The following is a 16,547-nucleotide window of genomic DNA, read 5'->3' as shown; positions in this document are numbered from 1 at the left end:
GAACACATGAGCAACTTGCCCCTCACTGGAGAGATCGCACTCGTCACCGGCGCCAGCCGTGGCATCGGTGCGGCGATCGCCGACGAACTGGCCGCGCAGGGCGCGACGGTCATCGGCACCGCGACGTCCGACGCCGGCGCCGCCGCCATTGGCGAGCGCCTGTCCGCGAACGGCGGCCACGGCCGCGTGCTGGACGTCGCCAACCCGGATTCGATCAGCGCGCTGGTCGATGCCATCGGCAAGGACATCGGTGCGATCTCGATCCTGGTCAACAACGCCGGCATCACCCGCGACAACCTGCTGATGCGGATGAAGGATGAGGACTGGCAGGCGATCATCGACACCAACCTCACCAGCGTCTACCGCACCTCCAAGGCGGTGATGCGCTCGATGATGAAGGCGCGCAAGGGCCGCATCGTCAACATCGCCTCGGTGATCGGCGTGACCGGCAACGCCGGCCAGGCCAATTACGCCGCGGCCAAGGCCGGAATCATCGCCTTCAGCAAGTCGCTGGCCAAGGAGATCGGGTCGCGCGGGGTCACCGTCAACGTGGTCGCTCCGGGTTTTATCGACACCGACATGACCCGCGCATTGCCGGAAGATGCGAAGGACGCGATGCTCGGGCAGATCGCGCTTGGCCGATTCGGCGAGCCGGCCGACATCGCACGCGCGGTGGCTTTCCTGGCCGGGCCGTCGGCCGCCTACATCACCGGCGAGACCCTGCACGTCAACGGCGGCATGTACATGGCCTAGGCCATAAAGCATTGAGACACAAGGCCTTTTGCAGCTATTCGCAGGGGCCTCGATTCCACTACACTATTCCATCGAATATCCCGTCCGGGAGGAGTGAACAGCAATGAGCAGCATCGAAGAGCGCGTCAAGAAGATCGTGATTGAACAGTTGGGCGTGAAGGAAGAGGACGTCACCAACAATGCCTCGTTCGTCGACGACCTGGGTGCCGACTCGCTCGACACCGTCGAGCTGGTGATGGCGCTGGAAGAAGAGTTCGAGTGCGAGATCCCGGACGAAGAGGCCGAGAAGATCACCTCGGTCCAGCAGGCGATCGATTACGTCAAGGCCCACGTCAAGGCGTAAGCACCTGCTTCCAGCAACACAGACCGGGGCCGCATCGTGCGGCCCTGCGTCTTTCTCGACAGCCATCACCCGTCGCATATTTCCAGGCGCGGATCCGGCCCATCGCCGGTCGCGTTCGCAAGCGGAGTCATCCATGTCCAATCGTCCGGCCTCCTTCAACCGGCGCGTCGTCGTCACCGGCCTCGGCCTTGTCTCGCCGCTGGGCAACGACCTGGCCAGCAGCTGGGACGGCGTCATCAACGGCCGCTCCGGCATCGGTCCGATCACGCATTTCGACACCACGGGTTTCACCACCCGCATCGCTGGTGAAGTGCGCGATTTCGACGTCACCAAATGGGTGTCGCCGAAGGACGCGCGCAAGATGGATCCGTTCATCCACTACGGCGTCGCCGCGTCGATGATGGCGATGGAGGATGCGGGCCTGGTCGTCGACGAGTCCAATGCCGAGCGCATCGGCGCGCTGATCGGTTCGGGCATCGGCGGCATCCTCGGCATCGAGGAGCAGACCATCAAGTTCCATGAGGGCGGCGCGCGCAAGATCTCGCCGTTCTACGTGCCCAGCACCATCATCAACATGCTGCCCGGTCAGGTGTCGCTGCTCACCGGCATCAAGGGGCCCAACTTCTCCGCGGTATCGGCCTGCGCCACGTCCAACCACTCGATCGGCATGGCGATGCGCATGATCCAGTACGGCGACGCCGACGTGATGATCGCCGGCGGCGCCGAGCGCGGTTCCTCGCCCACATCGGTTGGCGGCTTCTGCGCGATGAAGGCGATGTCGACACGCAACGACGACCCGACGGTCGCCTCGCGCCCGTGGGACAAGGACCGCGATGGCTTCGTGCTCGGCGACGGCGCCGGCATCCTCGTGCTCGAGGAGTACGAGCGCGCCAAGGCCCGCGGCGCGCGCATCTATTGCGAACTGGCCGGCTTCGGCGCCAGCTCCGACGCGTTCCACATGACCGCGCCCAGCGAGAACGGCGAAGGCCCGGCGCGCTGCATGGCGATGGCGATCAAGGACGCGGGGGTCAACCCGGAAGAGATCGGCTACCTCAACGCCCACGGCACCTCGACGCCGCTCGGCGACCTGGCCGAGACCCTCGCGATCAAGCGCGCGTTCGGCGACCACGCCTACAAGACCATGGTCAGCTCGACCAAGTCGATGACCGGGCACCTGCTCGGCGCGGCCGGCGGCGCCGAGGCGATCTTCTCGGTGATGGCGCTGCACGAGGGCGTCATTCCGCCGACCACCAACCTGGACGAGCCGGGCGAGGGCTGCGACCTCGACTACGTGCCCAACACCGCGCGCGAGGCGAAGATCGACGTCGCGATGTCGAACGGCTTCGGCTTCGGTGGCACCAACGGCACGCTGGTGTTCAAGCGGGTCTGACCGGCGCGGTTCCGCGACCGCGGTGACGACGACTCGACATGCTGCTGACCCGCGCGCTGCCGCCCTCGATCGACCTGCTGGACCTGCATCGGCACGATCGGGGGCGTTACCCGTTGCTGCTTGAATCCAGTGCAGCCGGTACGGCGCAGGGCCGCTGGGACCTGTTGCTGGTTGCCGATGGTGCTTCGTTGCGGCTCGACTGCGATGGCGTCACCCGCGACACCGATGGACGCGCGGTCACCGGCGATTTCCTGCAGGCGCTGGATGCTGCATGGAGCGCCGCCCGGACCGCCCGTGACGAGCCGCGCTGGCCATTCCGTGGTGGCTGGGCATTGCTGTTGGGGTATGAGCTGGCCGCGCAGGTCGAGCCCGTGCTGCACCTGCCGCCGGCACCGGGTGGCCTGCCGGTGGCGCTCGCGCTGCGGTGTCCCGGTGCGATCTTGCGTGACCACGCCAGTGGCGACTGCGTGGCGGTTGTCGAGCCCGGCCACGAGGCCCTGCTTGAAAAGATCATGGCCGACCTCGCGCCGGTCGCGGCGCTCGCGCCGTTGCCCGAATGGCAGCCGCCGGACCGGATCGACGAGGACCCGCCGCACCGCTACACCGATGGTGTCGCCCGGGTACTCGACTACCTCGTTGCCGGCGATGTCTTCCAAGCCAATCTCTCGCGTGGCTGGCTTGCGCGGTTCGATCGCCCGCTGCAGCCGGCGGGGCTGTTCCAGCGCCTTCGCGAGAACAACCCGGCGCCGTTTGCGGGATTGTTCGCCGGCAAGGACTGGGCGGTCGTCAGTGCCTCTCCCGAGCGCCTGGTATCGGTACGGGGCGACCTGGTCGAGACCCGTCCGATCGCCGGCACCCGTCCCCGCATCCCCGGCGACGACGACCACGCGCGCATCAGCGAGCTGGTCGGCCACCCCAAGGAACGCGCCGAGCACGTGATGTTGATCGACCTGGAGCGCAACGACCTCGGCCGTGTCTGCACGCCGGGCAGCGTCGAGGTCGACGAACTGATGACGGTCGAGAGCTACGCCCACGTGCACCACATCGTCAGCAACGTGCGCGGCCGCCTGCGTGAAGGCGTCACCCCCGGCGAGGTGATCCGTGCGACCTTTCCCGGCGGCACCATCACCGGCTGCCCCAAGGTGCGTTGCATGCAGATCATCGCCGAGCTGGAGGGCGAGGGCCGCGGCGCGTACACCGGCGCGATGGGCTGGCTCAACCGCGACGGCGACCTCGACCTCAACATCCTGATCCGCAGCGCCGAGGTCGAGGACGATTGCGGTGGCAGCCTGCTCCGGTTCCGCACCGGCGCCGGTATCGTCGCCGACTCCGACCCGCAGCGGGAACTCGACGAAACCCGGGCCAAGGCGCGCGGCATGTTGCGTGCGCTCGGGATCGATGATGCACGGGGGGCGTGTGGCGAGCCCTGAGGTCCGGGTATTCGTCGGCGACGACCGCGTGTCGGGAATCCCGCTGGACGATCGGGGATTGGCCTATGGAGATGGCGTATTCGAAACCATGCGCGCGCATCGTGGCGAACTGCCGTGGTGGGATCTGCACTGGGCACGGCTCGAACGCGGCGCGTCGCGACTGGGGCTGGCGTTGCCACGGCGGGCGCAGGTGCGCGAGGAGGCCGGGCGCCTGCTCGATGGCGCTGATGCCGTGCTCAGGTTGCAACTCAACCGGGGCAGCGGCGGTCGCGGCTACGCGCCATCGCCGGGTGTCGACCCGGTCTGGATACTCGCCCGCCATCCACTACCCGCTGCGATGCCGCCGCGGGGCATCGCTTTGCGTTGGTGCGCCACCCGTCTGGCCATCCAGCCGGCGCTGGCCGGGATCAAGCATTGCAACCGCCTCGAACAGGTGCTGGCCCGCGCCGAATGGCTGGCGGCCGATACCGATGACAGCGACGCCGATGACGGCCTGATGTGCAGCATGGAGGGTGACGTGGTCTGTGCGATCGCCGCGAACCTGTTCGTGCTGCACGATGGCCTCTGGCGCACGCCGTGGCTGGACCACTGCGGTGTCGCGGGCGTGTGCCGGCAATGGCTGCTCGACGACGTCGGGATCGAGCAGGCGCGGTTGAAGGTCATCGATGTCGAAACTGCCGACGCCATCGTCCTGACCAATGCGGTGCGCGGTATCCTGCCGGTCGCGCGACTGGGCACGCGACGTTGGCGGCAGCACCCCGCGGTGCTTGAATGGCAGCGACGCCTGGCCCGGGCCCATCCCGGGTTTGCCGCGGCGGATCCCGGTCCGTCCGGCCCCCACCCATCCAGCCCACCGGAGATGCCGTGAGCCGCACCCGCAAGCGTCGTTTTGGCGCGATGTTCCTGTTGCTTTTGATCGTCTTGGCGATCGCGGCCGCCGTGGTCGGGGCCTGGGCATGGCAGCGCTACACCGCGTTCGCCGATGCGCCGCTCGCCGGCTTGCAGCAGGGCGACAGCGTGGTGATCGAGCGCGGCGATTCGTTCCCGACGGTCATTGCCAGGCTGCGTACGGCAGGTGTGCGCGAAGGCGAGCAGCTCGAATGGCGCCTGCTGGCGCGGCAACTGGGCGCGGCCGCGAACCTGCATGTCGGCGAATACGCGCTTGATCCCGGCACCACGCCGCGCGAGTTGCTGGTCGCGATGCGCGAAGGCGACACCATCCAGCACCGCTTCACCATTGTCGAAGGCTGGAACATCCGCGAGCTGCGCGCCGCGCTGGCGACCGCCGAGCCGCTGGAGCACGAGTCCGCTGAAATGGATGCCGCGGAGCTGATGGTGGCGCTCGATCACGCCGACGAACACCCCGAGGGGCGCTTCCTTCCCGAGACCTACCTCTACACCCGTGGCGACAGCGACCTCGACCTGCTGCGCCGCGCATACGCCGCCAGCGAGAAGGCGCTGGCCGCCGCGTGGGAGAAGCGCGATCCCGACACCCGGCTCGATACGCCCTACGAGATGCTGATCCTCGCCTCGATCGTCGAGAAGGAAACCGGCATCGCCTCGGAACGGCCGCAGATCGCCGGGTTGTTCGAGCGCCGCCTGCGCATCGGCATGAAGCTGCAGACCGACCCGACCGTGATCTACGGTCTCGGCAAGGACTACGACGGCAACATCCGGCGCCGCGACCTGGTCACCGACACGCCCTACAACACCTACACCCGCGCCGGCCTGCCGCCGACCCCGATCGCGATGCCCGGCGTCGATGCGCTCAATGCGGTCGCCAACCCGGCCGAAGGCACCGCGCTGTACTTCGTCGCCATCGGTGACGGCAGTGGCCGGCACCTGTTCGCCGACAGTCTGGCCGAGCACCAGTCCAACGTCCGCACGTACCTGCGCAACTACCGCCAGAACACCGGTAGCGCCGAATGAGCCTGCAGCGACAGCCGCGGCTGGTGACCCTGGAAGGTGGCGAGGGTGCCGGCAAGTCGACCGTGCTGGCCGCATTGCGCGACGCGTTGCTGGCCAGCGGCTGCGAGGTCGTATGCACCCGCGAACCCGGCGGCACGCCGCTGGCGGAGCAGATTCGCGGCTTGCTGCTCGACACCCGCCACGAGCCGCCGTCACCGGAAACCGAACTGCTCTTGATGTTCGCAGCGCGGGCCCAGCACGTCAGCGAGACCATCGTGCCGGCGCTGCGTCGTGGCGCCTGGGTGCTGAGCGATCGCTTCACCGATGCCAGCTATGCTTACCAGGGCGCTGCCCGTGGTGGGGATGTCGACTTCATCACCGAGCTCGAACGGCGCGTGGTCGGGATCAGCCCGGGGCTGACCCTGCTGCTCGACCTGCCGGTCGAGATCGGCCTGCAGCGTGCCCGCGGACGCGGCGATGCGGACCGGATCGAGTCGGAGGCCGACGAGTTCTTCGAACGCGTGCGCAGCGGTTACCGCACGCGCGCCGAGGCCGAACCGCAGCGGTTCCGGATCATCGATGCCAGCCGGCCGGTTGAAGCGGTTGCCGCACAGGCGGTGGCTCAACTGCAGGTGCATCGTGACGCATTGCAGGTATCCGGATGACGACCTTCGCACCCTGGCAGCAACGGATCCACGACCAGGCCGCCGCCGCGCTTGATGCCGGTCGCCTGGGTCATGGCCTGCTGTTTTGCGGACCGGGCAGGCTGGGCAAGCGCCAGGTCGCCGAACATCTCGCCCGTCGCCTGCTGTGCACCGACCGCCGCACCGATGGCGAGCCCTGCGGCGAGTGCCGCGGCTGTCGCCTCTGGGCCGCCGGCAGCCACCCGGACTATCAACTGGTGTCGTTCATCCCGACCAAGGACGGCAGCAAGCTGCGGACCGAGATCGTGATCGAGCAGATCCGCAAGCTGTCCGAGCAGATGGCGCTGACCCCGCAGTACGGCGGCGCCCAGGTCGTGATCATCGATCCGGCCGACGCGATCAACCACGCCGCTGCCAACGCGTTGCTGAAAACCCTCGAAGAGCCGGTGCCGGGACGTTATCTGTGGCTGGTCAGTGCCCAGCCGAGCCGGTTGTCGGCCACCATCCGCAGCCGCTGCCAGAAACTCGAGTTCCGCCTGCCGCCACGCACTGAGGCGCTGGACTGGCTGCAGCGGCAGGGTCACGCCGCCACCGAGGCCGGGGAAGCCCTCGACGCCGCGCGCGGTCACCCGGGGCTCGCCCACGAATGGCTGGGAGGCGAGGGCCTGGCGTTGCGCCGCGAAGTCGCTTCCGACCTCGACAAACTGCTGCGCAATGAACTGGCGGTGGTCGAGACCGCGCAACGCTGGACCGCCGACGGACAGGCCGACCAGCGGCTCCGTTTTGCCGCCGATCTCGCCGTGGCCGAAGCGACCGGCGGCTTGACCGACCCGCTGCGGGCGCGCAGTCTGGCGGAGTGGTTCGACCGCGCCAACCGCGCCCGCGAATTGTTGCGCACCACGGTGCGCGCGGAGCTGGTGGTGGTCGAGTTGTTGATGGCCTGGCGGGCCGGGGTTGGCCGGGCCGGGACTAACCAGATGGGACAGGGGATGAAAGCATGAGTTCGACAGGCGGCAGTGCGCGTCAGGGCATCCTGTCGCTGGCGGTGAAGGACAAGGCGTCGCTGTACAACGCCTACATGCCGTACCTGAGGCACGGTGGCATCTTCGTGCCGACGCCCAAACGTTACTTCCTTGGCGACGAGGTGTTCCTGCTGTTGACCCTGCCCGAATCCAGCGAGCGCCTGCCGGTTGCCGGCAAGGTGGTCTGGGTCACGCCCGCCGGTGCGCAGGGTAATCGTCCCGCCGGGGTCGGCGTCCAGTTCGGAGACGGCGCCGAAGGCGAGAACGTCAAGGGCAAGATCGAGGCGCTGCTGGCCGGCACGCTCGGCTCCGAGCGCGCGACCCATACGATGTAGCCAGCCGATGTAGCCGGCTCGTTCCTTTGTAGGAGCGGCTTCAGCCGCGATCGGAAGTCGGTGCGGGCGAACGATTCCAGATCGCGGCTGAAGCCGCTCCTACAGGGAGCACCGCAGGCTCACCGCAGCGCGGAGGAATCCCAGCCCGGGCGCGGCGCGAAACGATCGCCATGGCGCGCCTGCAACTGCTTCAGCCGCTCCAGCAGTCCATCCACACCGGTCTCGCGGATGTACTGGATCGGGCCGCCACGGAACGGTGCGAAGCCGGTTCCGAAGATCACTCCGGCGTCGAGCAGGTCGGCATCGGCCACCACGCCATCGTGCAGGCAGGCCACTGCCTCGTTGAGCAGCGGCAGGATCAGGCGATCCTCCAGGTCGTCGGGTGTCTTGTAGTTCTCCGGCAGCTCCGGCTTGACCGCCTTGCCTTCCTCCCACTTGTACAGGCCCTGGCCATCCTTCTTGCCGCGCTTGCCCTGCTCGGCGCCGCCGGCAAGCGCCGCCGGAACCTGCAACCCAAGGAACGGCGACAGCTCCGCACCGACGCCTGCCGCCACGTCCAGCCCCACCGTGTCGACCAGTTCGATCGGCCCCATCGGCATGCCGAACTTGACCGCGGCCTTGTCGATCGCCTTGCCCGGGATGCCTTCCGAATACGCGGTCACCGCTTCCAGCATGTACGGGAACAGCACCCGGTTGACCAGGAACCCCGGCGTCCCCGCGACCGGTACCGGCAACTTGCCGATCGCCTTGCAGAACGACGCGAGCCGTTGCCGGGTCTCGGCCGCCATCGCATCGTGCTGGACGATCTCGACCAGCGGCATCAGCGCCACCGGGTTGAAATAGTGCAGGCCGGCGAACTGCGCCGGGCGCGCGATGTCGTCGCGCAACTCGACCAGCGGGATCGACGAGGTGTTGCTGGTCAGCAGCGCGTCGGCTTTCATCCGCGGCTCGACATCGGCATACAGCCCGCGCTTGGCCTCGGCCTGCTCGATGATCGCCTCGATCACCAGGTCAGCCGTCGCGGCGCCATCACCAGCGAGGTCGCTCTTGAGCCGGGCCGCCACCGCCGGACGTTTGCTTTCGTCCTTGACCTTCTTCGTGAACAACTCGCCGGCGCGATTCATCGCATTGTCGATGAAGCGCTGCTCGCGGTCGTTGAGGGTGACCTCGAAACCCTTGTAGGCCGACCACGCCGCGATGTCGCCGCCCATCACTCCCGCGCCGATCACATGCACGCGGCTGATCCCGTGATCCTTGCCGCCGGCCGACTTCAGCCGTTCCTGCAGGAAGAACACCCGGATCAGGTTGCGCGCGGTCGGGGTCGAGGCGAGTTTGGCGACCGACTTGCGTTCGGCTGCGAGCTTGCGCTCGATGCCGCCACCGGTGTTCTTCCAGGTGTTGGCCAGCGCGTACGGCGCCGGGTAATGCTCCTTGCGGGCCTTGCGCGCGACCTGCTTGAGCAGCATCGGAGCGATGACCTGCCGCGCCGGCCAGGTATTCGTCAGCCATCCCATGAAGCGCTGCTTGAATGGCCGCTTGCGACCCTTCAGTGCCAGCGACGCGGCGCTGTCGACCAGCACCGCCTTGTCCGCGGTCTTGTCGACCAGGCCCGTGGTGCGCGCGGCCGATGCCGACAAGGTGCGACCGGTCAGCATCATGTCGAACGCCGCCGGCGCACCGACCAGCTTCGGCAACCGCACGCTGCCGCCCCAGCCCGGGTAGATGCCGAGCTTGACCTCAGGCAGGCCAATCCGTGTCGAGTCGTCCGTGCTGGCGACGCGGTAGTCGCAGGCCAGCGCCAGCTCGGTGCCGCCGCCCATGCAGAAGCCATGGATCGCGGCGACGGTCGGGCAGGGCAGTTGCGCCAGTCGCTGGAACACCTGCTGGCCGCGCTGGAGTGCGCCGGCGACGTTGCCCTTTTCGTCGAAGCCCTGGAACTCCTTGATATCGGCACCGGCGATGAAGCCGCTGTCCTTGGCCGAGCGGAATACCACGGCCTTGGGCGGGTCGATCGCGATGCGCTCCAGCAGGCCGTCGAGCTCGATCAGCACGTCCTGCGACAGCGCATTGACCGACTCGCCGGCGCGATCCAGCGACAGCACGAGGACTTCGTCGGGGCGCTTTTCCACGTGCCAATGCTGGACACGAAGCCCGTCGAAGCTCGGAAGTCCGGTGTCGTGCGAGGCCATGCTGCACCATCCGTTCAGGTATGGAATAGGCCGCTATCATCCCGAGGATGCTCGATCGCCGTCAAATGAAGTCGGCATCGGACCATGCAGCGCTCGCCCGGCCATCGGGGGTGCCGGGTGGCAGTTGCGGAAGGGTCGCCGTGCCCCAATCGTTGTGGAGTGAACTTTTCCCCGACAGGGTTGTCCCATTGTTCGGCCACGGCCGAGCTGACAGGAGTGCCGGCGCGCGGTATGGCCGAGAATGACGTGGAGTCAAACCAGGAGCTGGACCAGGAGCTCGTCAGGCGTGTCCAGCGCGGTGACAGCACGGCCTTCGATGCGTTGGTGCGCAAGTACCAGCACCGGATCGTCGGGCTGATCGGGCGCTACGTCTCGGACTGGAGCGAGTGCCAGGATGTTGCCCAGGACACCTTCATCCGCGCCTATCGCGCGCTGCCGAACTTCCGTGGCGACGCGCAGTTCTACACATGGTTGCACCGGATCGCAGTGAATACCGCCAAGAACCACCTAGTCGCGCAGAACCGCCGCCCGCCGCCCGCCGACATCGACGTTGGTGATGCCGAGCAGTTCGACGTCGGTATCCGCCTGCGTGACAACGACACGCCGGAGCGTGAATTGATGCGGCAACAGGTGGAACAAACCGTCATGCGCGTGGTCGAAGGCTTGCCCGAAGACCTGCGCACGGCAATCAGCCTGCGTGAGGTCGATGGCCTGAGTTACGAGGAGATCGCGCAGAGGATGGACTGTCCGATCGGCACGGTGCGTTCGCGGATTTTCCGCGCCCGCGATGCGATCGACGCCGAGTTGAAACCCTTGCTTGACCAAGACGACCGCCGGGAACGGAGCATTTGATGTCGACCACCCAACACCATGATGCAGATCGGGAAACCCTCAGCGCGCTGTTCGATGGCGAGCTGCAGGGCGATTCGGCGCGCTTCGCGTTGAGGCGACTCGACCACGACGTGCAGTGGGGCGAGGCGTGCGGCCGCTGGCAGTTGTGTGGCGATGTGCTGCGCGGCCAGGCGGGCGTGGTGGCGCCGGCGGGATTCGCGGAGCGTGTCGGCGCGGCTTTGGCGCAGGAAGCCGTGGCCCAACCGGCGACTGCCGTGGCGCGTGCGACGCCGGTGCGCCGACGCTGGATCGGTGGTGCCGCGCTGGCCGCATCGGTGGCGGTTGCGGCGCTGTTCGTAGTCCGGCCGTTCTCGCAATCGGGTGACTTGCCGTTGTCGGCCCCGCAGGTCGCGGCGACCGCTGGTTCGATCGTGGCGCCGGTTGATGGCGACGCGGGTACGCCCGGGCAGCTCGCGATGCAGGAGCCGGCCGCACCGGCTGCGCCAGACACCATCCCGGAGGCACCGGGTACCGGGATCGGGCTTGCCGCCGCGGCGGTGGCAGTCGCCGAGGTGCCGCGCCGCGCCGGTGAGCGCCGTTCGCGCGGCCAGTCGCAGCGCGCGGCCGTACGCAATTCGCGAAACCAGGCCGCACCCCCGGCGATGGCAGCCGTTTCGAGCCCATCGACGGCGGTAGCCACCACGGTCGACCCAGCGCCTGCATTGATCCAGCCCTCGTCGACCCATCCGTTCCTGCCGCAGGGCGAGATCGTTTCGCGACCTTGGCCGCGCGCGGCGCTGCCGGACTATCCGACGGGCAACACCTTCACCGCGGGTTTTTCCGGTCGCTCCGCCGTGGCGCAGTCGCCGGACGCGACATCGCCGTTCTATCCGTTTGAACCACTGCTTGAGCCGCAACCCGAATCCGCGACGACGCCTGGCGCCGGACAACCGGACGGGTCCGACTGGCCACGGCGCTGACAGGCGCACTGCCACTGCGTCTTCCGAACGACAAGAATCCATTCGCAACCCGAGGCCGATCCATGAACCGACCGCTTCGCGCCGTTGCCGTGCTTGGCATCCTCGCCGCTTCATTGCCGGTAGCCTGCACGGCGCAACAGACCCCCACCACCGCCGCTGCCGCACAGGCGGTCACGCCGCCCATCGCGGCGCCGATCGTCACCGGCTTGCCGGACTTCACCCAGCTGGTCAAACGGGTCGGTCCCGCGGTGGTCAACATCAGCGCCGAGATCGCCCCGCCCGAGCGTGGCGCCAACAGCGGGATGCCGCCGGGCTTCGAGGATTTCCTGCGCCAGTTCGGCATGCCGATGCCGGGCATGCCTGACGACCCGCGCGGCGGCGGCACCTCGCTGGGCAGCGGTTTCGTGATCTCCGATGACGGCTACGTGCTGACCAACAACCATGTCATCGACGGCGCCGACGACGTCACGGTGACCCTTTCCGACCGTCGTGAATTCAAGGCTGAAGTGGTTGGCAGTGACGAGACATATGACATCGCCCTGCTCAAGATCAAGGCTGACGGCCTGTCATGGCTGCGTACCGGCAACTCGCATAGCCTGCAGCCAGGACAGTGGGTGGTCGCGATCGGCTCGCCGTTCGGGCTCGACCACTCGGTTACCGCCGGCATCGTCAGCGCGGTCGGCCGCGCCAACCGCAGCCAGCAGTACGTGCCGTTCATCCAGACCGACGTCGCGATCAACCGCGGCAACTCTGGCGGCCCGCTGCTCAACACCTCCGGCGAGGTGGTCGGGATCAACTCGCAGATCTTCAGCAATTCCGGCGGCTACATGGGCGTCAGCTTCGCGATCCCGATCGACCTGGCGATGAACGCGGTCGAGCAGATCAAGGAGACCGGCGAGGTCCGCCGCGGCATGATTGGCGTCGGCATCCAGCCGGTAACCACCGAGGCTGCGCGGGCGATGGAATTGCCGGACACGCGGGGCGCGATGATCAACAACGTGCAGCCCGGCAGTGCCGCGGACAAGGCAGGCCTCCGCCGTATGGACGTGATCCGCGCTTTCAACGGCGTCCGCATCGCCGACGCCAGCGACCTACCACCACTTGTCGGTGCGATCGCGCCTGGCAGCAAGGCCACCGTCGAGGTGCTCCGCGAGGGCGACACCGTCAAGCTGGACCTGGTACTCGGCGCCGAGAGCGCGCTGGGTGCAACCGCCACCGGCGGGGCCCGCGGCAATGACGGCGACAGCACGGTGCCCGCAGGCTCCAATCCGCTGGGCCTGGAGGGTCGTGAACTGAATGACGCGACCCGCCGGCGGCTCGGCGTCAGTGGCGACGAAGGCATGCTGCTGGCCCGGGTACCGGCCGAGATTACCCGTGAAACCGGATTGCGAGCAGGTGACGTGGTGTTGCAGGTTGGGCGCCAGAGCGTCGCCAGCGTGGCCGGATTCAATCGCGCACTGGCCGACGTGGAGCCCGGCGATACGGTGATGCTGCTGGTCCAGCGAGGCGGCGCCAGCCAGTTCGTGGCGGTGACGGCACCGGACTGACCGGCTGCCGGTGATGGGGCGGCGACCCAGACACTCTCCAGTCGCCGCCGCGCGCCCCGTGAATACGGGGTTGCCGGGATGCGGTATGCGATAATCGCCCGTTAACTTTCCCGGCCCCCGAGCCATTGCCGACCCCATGCAGCAGATCCGCAACTTCTCCATCATCGCCCACGTCGACCACGGCAAGTCGACCCTGGCCGACCGCATCATCCACCTGTGCGGCGGCCTGACCGAGCGCGAAATGGAAGCGCAGGTGCTCGACAACAATCCGATCGAGCGCGAGCGGGGCATCACCATCAAGTCGCAGTCGGTGTCACTGCCGTACACCGCGCGCGATGGCAAGACCTACCACCTCAATTTCATCGACACCCCGGGCCACGTCGACTTCAGCTACGAGGTCAGCCGCTCGCTGGCGGCGTGCGAGGGCGCGCTGCTGGTGGTCGATGCGGCGCAGGGCGTGGAGGCGCAGTCGGTCGCCAACTGCTACACCGCGGTCGAGCAGGGCCTGGAAGTGGTGCCGGTGCTCAACAAGATCGACCTGCCGACCGCCGACGTCGATCGCGCCAAGGCCGAGATCGAGGCGGTGATCGGCATCGACGCCAGCGATGCGGTCGCGATCAGCGCCAAGACCGGGCTCAACATCGATGAAGTGCTGGAGGCGATCGTCAAGCGCATCCCGCCGCCGCAGCCGCGCGACACCGACAAGCTGCAGGCGCTGATCATCGACTCGTGGTTCGACAACTACCTCGGCGTGGTCAGCCTGGTGCGCGTCATGCAGGGCGAGATCACCCCCGGCAGCAAGATCCTGGTGATGTCGACCGGCCGCACCCACCTGGTCGACAAGGTCGGCGTGTTCACCCCCAAGCGCAAGGAGCTGGGCAAGCTCGGAGCCGGCGAAGTGGGCTGGATCAACGCCTCGATCAAGGACGTCCACGGCGCCCCGGTCGGCGACACCCTGACCCTCGCCGCCGATCCCGCGACCAAGCCGCTGCCCGGCTTCCAGGAGATGCAACCGCGCGTGTTCGCCGGCCTGTTCCCGGTCGACGCGGAGGACTTCCCGGACCTGCGCGAGGCGCTCGACAAGCTGCGCCTCAACGACGCCGCGCTGCGTTTCGAACCCGAATCGTCGGAGGCGATGGGCTTCGGCTTCCGCTGCGGCTTCCTCGGCATGCTGCACATGGAGATCGTGCAGGAGCGGCTGGAGCGCGAGTACGACCTCAACCTCATCAGCACCGCGCCGACGGTGATCTACGAGGTGCTGAAGACCGACGGCACGATCCTGCCGCTGGACAACCCGTCCAAGCTGCCGCAGGTCAACCTGGTCGAGGAAATCCGCGAGCCGATCATCCGCGCCAACATCCTCACCCCGCCCGATTACGTCGGCAACGTGATCACCCTGTGCGAGGAGAAGCGCGGCAACCAGATCGGCATCACCTACATGGGCCAGCAGGTGCAGATCAGCTACGAGCTGCCGATGGCCGAGGTGGTGCTGGACTTCTTCGATCGCCTGAAGTCGGTGTCGCGCGGCTACGCCTCGCTGGACTACCACTTCATCCGTTTCCAGGCCGGTCCGTTCGTGCGGGTCGACACCCTGATCAACGGCGACAAGGTCGACGCGCTGAGCATCATCACCCACCGCGCCCATGCCGACCGGCGCGGCCGCGAGATCGCCGAGAAGATGCGCGAGCTGATTCCGCGGCAGATGTTCGACGTCGCCATCCAGGCCGCGGTCGGCTCGCAGATCATCGCCCGCAGCACGGTCAAGGCGATGCGCAAGAACGTGTTGGCCAAGTGCTACGGTGGCGACATTTCGCGCAAGAAGAAGCTGCTGGAAAAGCAGAAAGCCGGCAAGAAGCGGATGAAGCAGGTCGGCAGTGTCGAGATCCCGCAGGAAGCCTTCCTGGCGGTGTTGCAGATGGACAACAAATAACAGTGTCGCCAGTCGATCAAAGGAGCAGGCATGCGTTGGTTTGAAATCGCCCTGGTGGTGCTCACCCTCGTCACCGGGCTGGTCTGGCTGCTCGACAGGCTGGTACTGGCCAAGCACCGCGCTACCCACCAGGGACTGTTGGATGACGATGCCGAGCCCTGGTACGTCGACTATGCCAAGGCCTTTTTCCCGGTGCTGCTGGTGGTGCTGATCCTGCGCAGCTTCATTGCAGAACCCTTCCGCATCCCGTCCAACTCGATGATGCCGACCCTGCTGACCGGCGACTTCATCCTGGTCAACAAGTTCGCCTACGGCCTGCGCTGGCCGATCATCAACAAGAAGTTCATCGACATCGGCGAGCCCGAGCGCGGCGACGTGGTGGTGTTCCATCCGCCGCACCACCCCGAGCAGGACTGGATCAAGCGGGTCATGGGCCTGCCGGGCGACCGCATCGGCTATTACGACAACCAGGTCCACATCAATGGCGAGCCGATCGGCTACGAGTCGCTGGGTACCTACCAGGGCCATGACAGCGGCGTCGGCATGACCGGTGCCGAGGAACTGCGCGAGCAACTCGCCGGTCGCCCGCACCTCGTGCTCGAGCGCACTGGCCTGCCGTACCGCGATCCGGGCGAAGGCGAGTGGGTGGTCCCGCCGGGCCACTATTTCGTGATGGGCGACAATCGCGACAACAGTGAAGACAGCCGATACTGGGGCTTCCTGCCGGAGGAGAACCTCCGCGGCAAGGCGTTCCTGATCTGGATGAATATCGATGGGGGTATCGATTTCTCCCGGATCGGCAAGAGCATCCAGTAGGATCCGTGCAGCGGGATCCGTCGACCAGTCATCCAGGGGAGTAAAGGCATGAAACGTGCGCAAGGGGGCATGACCCTTATCGGGTTCATCATCGTGCTGGCCGTGGCCGGCGTGTTCATCTACACGGGCATGAAAGTCATCCCGATGTATTCGGAGTACTACGCGGTCAAGCAGGCCCTGCAGGGGCTGGCCGGAGAGCCCGGGATCGCCGACCAGAGTCCGGCCAAGATCAAGGACCTGTTCTTCCGCCGCCTGTACATCAGCTATGCAGACACGGTGAAGTCCGAGCACGTGAAGATCGTGCGCAAGGACGCCGGCTACCTGATGACGGTGAAGTACGAAGTCCGCAAACCTTTGATCGCCAACCTGGACGTGGTCGGCAAGTTCGAGGCGGAAAAGGAACTGCGCCGCGGCGGGGCGATCGACTGA

General features: G+C 67.2%; 16 protein-coding genes. 15 read left to right on the top strand and 1 reads right to left on the bottom strand.

Going from position 1 to position 16,547, the window contains the following annotated elements:
* The first annotated feature begins 6 nt into the window (after positions 1–6).
* The 9 genes from fabG to ACT9F5_RS04265 all read left to right on the top strand — a co-directional run bounded on the left by fabG (position 7) and on the right by ACT9F5_RS04265 (position 7,825).
* Positions 7–753 carry a 3-oxoacyl-ACP reductase FabG gene (fabG, locus tag ACT9F5_RS04305; protein WP_445118685.1) on the top strand — a complete coding sequence of 249 codons (747 nt, stop codon included), beginning with the start codon at positions 7–9 and terminating at the stop codon, positions 751–753.
* A gap of 103 nt (positions 754–856) precedes the next feature.
* Positions 857–1,096 carry an acyl carrier protein gene (gene acpP / locus ACT9F5_RS04300; protein WP_332615151.1) on the top strand — a complete coding sequence of 80 codons (240 nt, stop codon included), beginning with the start codon at positions 857–859 and terminating at the stop codon, positions 1,094–1,096.
* Positions 1,097–1,229: 133 nt separating this feature from the next.
* Positions 1,230–2,486 carry a beta-ketoacyl-ACP synthase II gene (fabF, locus tag ACT9F5_RS04295; RefSeq protein ID WP_445118684.1) on the top strand — a complete coding sequence of 419 codons (1,257 nt, stop codon included), beginning with the start codon at positions 1,230–1,232 and terminating at the stop codon, positions 2,484–2,486.
* Between the two features lie 38 nt (positions 2,487–2,524).
* Positions 2,525–3,916, top strand: coding sequence for an aminodeoxychorismate synthase component I (locus tag ACT9F5_RS04290; RefSeq protein WP_445118683.1), 1,392 nt, complete (start codon positions 2,525–2,527; stop codon positions 3,914–3,916).
* Positions 3,903–4,784 carry an aminodeoxychorismate lyase gene (gene pabC, locus ACT9F5_RS04285; RefSeq protein ID WP_445118682.1) on the top strand — a complete coding sequence of 294 codons (882 nt, stop codon included), beginning with the start codon at positions 3,903–3,905 and terminating at the stop codon, positions 4,782–4,784. The genes ACT9F5_RS04290 and pabC overlap by 14 nt, the downstream gene beginning before the upstream one ends.
* 29 nt (positions 4,785–4,813) lie before the next feature.
* Complete coding sequence (gene mltG / locus ACT9F5_RS04280) at positions 4,814–5,845, top strand: endolytic transglycosylase MltG (protein WP_445119493.1); 1,032 nt, start codon at positions 4,814–4,816, stop codon at positions 5,843–5,845.
* Complete coding sequence (gene tmk / locus ACT9F5_RS04275) at positions 5,842–6,489, top strand: dTMP kinase (protein WP_445118681.1); 648 nt, start codon at positions 5,842–5,844, stop codon at positions 6,487–6,489. The genes mltG and tmk overlap by 4 nt, the downstream gene beginning before the upstream one ends.
* The gene (locus ACT9F5_RS04270) at positions 6,486–7,469 is read left to right on the top strand and encodes a DNA polymerase III subunit delta' (protein ID WP_445118680.1); all 984 of its coding nucleotides are present in this window, start codon (positions 6,486–6,488) and stop codon (positions 7,467–7,469) included. The genes tmk and ACT9F5_RS04270 overlap by 4 nt, the downstream gene beginning before the upstream one ends.
* On the top strand, positions 7,466–7,825 hold the full coding sequence (locus ACT9F5_RS04265; protein WP_445118679.1) for a PilZ domain-containing protein: 360 nt from the start codon (positions 7,466–7,468) through the stop codon (positions 7,823–7,825). The genes ACT9F5_RS04270 and ACT9F5_RS04265 overlap by 4 nt, the downstream gene beginning before the upstream one ends.
* 119 nt (positions 7,826–7,944) lie before the next feature.
* On the opposite strand, the gene ACT9F5_RS04260 is transcribed toward ACT9F5_RS04265, so the two are convergent.
* Complete coding sequence (locus ACT9F5_RS04260) at positions 7,945–10,014, bottom strand: 3-hydroxyacyl-CoA dehydrogenase NAD-binding domain-containing protein (protein WP_445118678.1); 2,070 nt, start codon at positions 10,012–10,014, stop codon at positions 7,945–7,947.
* Between the two features lie 231 nt (positions 10,015–10,245).
* Between ACT9F5_RS04260 and rpoE the strand changes: the two genes are divergently transcribed.
* The 6 genes from rpoE (at position 10,246) to ACT9F5_RS04230 (ending at position 16,547) form a co-directional block, all read left to right on the top strand.
* Positions 10,246–10,866, top strand: coding sequence for an RNA polymerase sigma factor RpoE (gene rpoE / locus ACT9F5_RS04255; protein ID WP_445118677.1), 621 nt, complete (start codon positions 10,246–10,248; stop codon positions 10,864–10,866).
* Entirely contained in the window at positions 10,866–11,825 is a 960-nt protein-coding gene (locus ACT9F5_RS04250) for an RseA family anti-sigma factor (protein WP_445118676.1), read from the top strand. The genes rpoE and ACT9F5_RS04250 overlap by 1 nt, the downstream gene beginning before the upstream one ends.
* A 62-nt stretch (positions 11,826–11,887) precedes the next feature.
* On the top strand, positions 11,888–13,372 hold the full coding sequence (locus tag ACT9F5_RS04245; RefSeq protein ID WP_445118675.1) for a Do family serine endopeptidase: 1,485 nt from the start codon (positions 11,888–11,890) through the stop codon (positions 13,370–13,372).
* 136 nt (positions 13,373–13,508) lie between these two features.
* Positions 13,509–15,302: a translation elongation factor 4 gene (gene lepA / locus ACT9F5_RS04240; protein ID WP_445118674.1), complete on the top strand. Its 1,794-nt coding sequence runs from the start codon at positions 13,509–13,511 to the stop codon at positions 15,300–15,302.
* Between the two features lie 30 nt (positions 15,303–15,332).
* Positions 15,333–16,118, top strand: a complete 786-nt coding sequence (gene lepB, locus ACT9F5_RS04235; RefSeq protein WP_445118673.1) for a signal peptidase I — start codon at positions 15,333–15,335, stop codon at positions 16,116–16,118.
* Positions 16,119–16,166: 48 nt separating this feature from the next.
* Positions 16,167–16,547, top strand: coding sequence for a DUF4845 domain-containing protein (locus ACT9F5_RS04230; protein ID WP_445118672.1), 381 nt, complete (start codon positions 16,167–16,169; stop codon positions 16,545–16,547).

This window comes from Lysobacter sp. F6437 (assembly GCF_052547215.1).
Note: the sequence above shows the minus strand (reverse complement) of the source record. Positions and strands in the feature narration are given on the sequence as shown.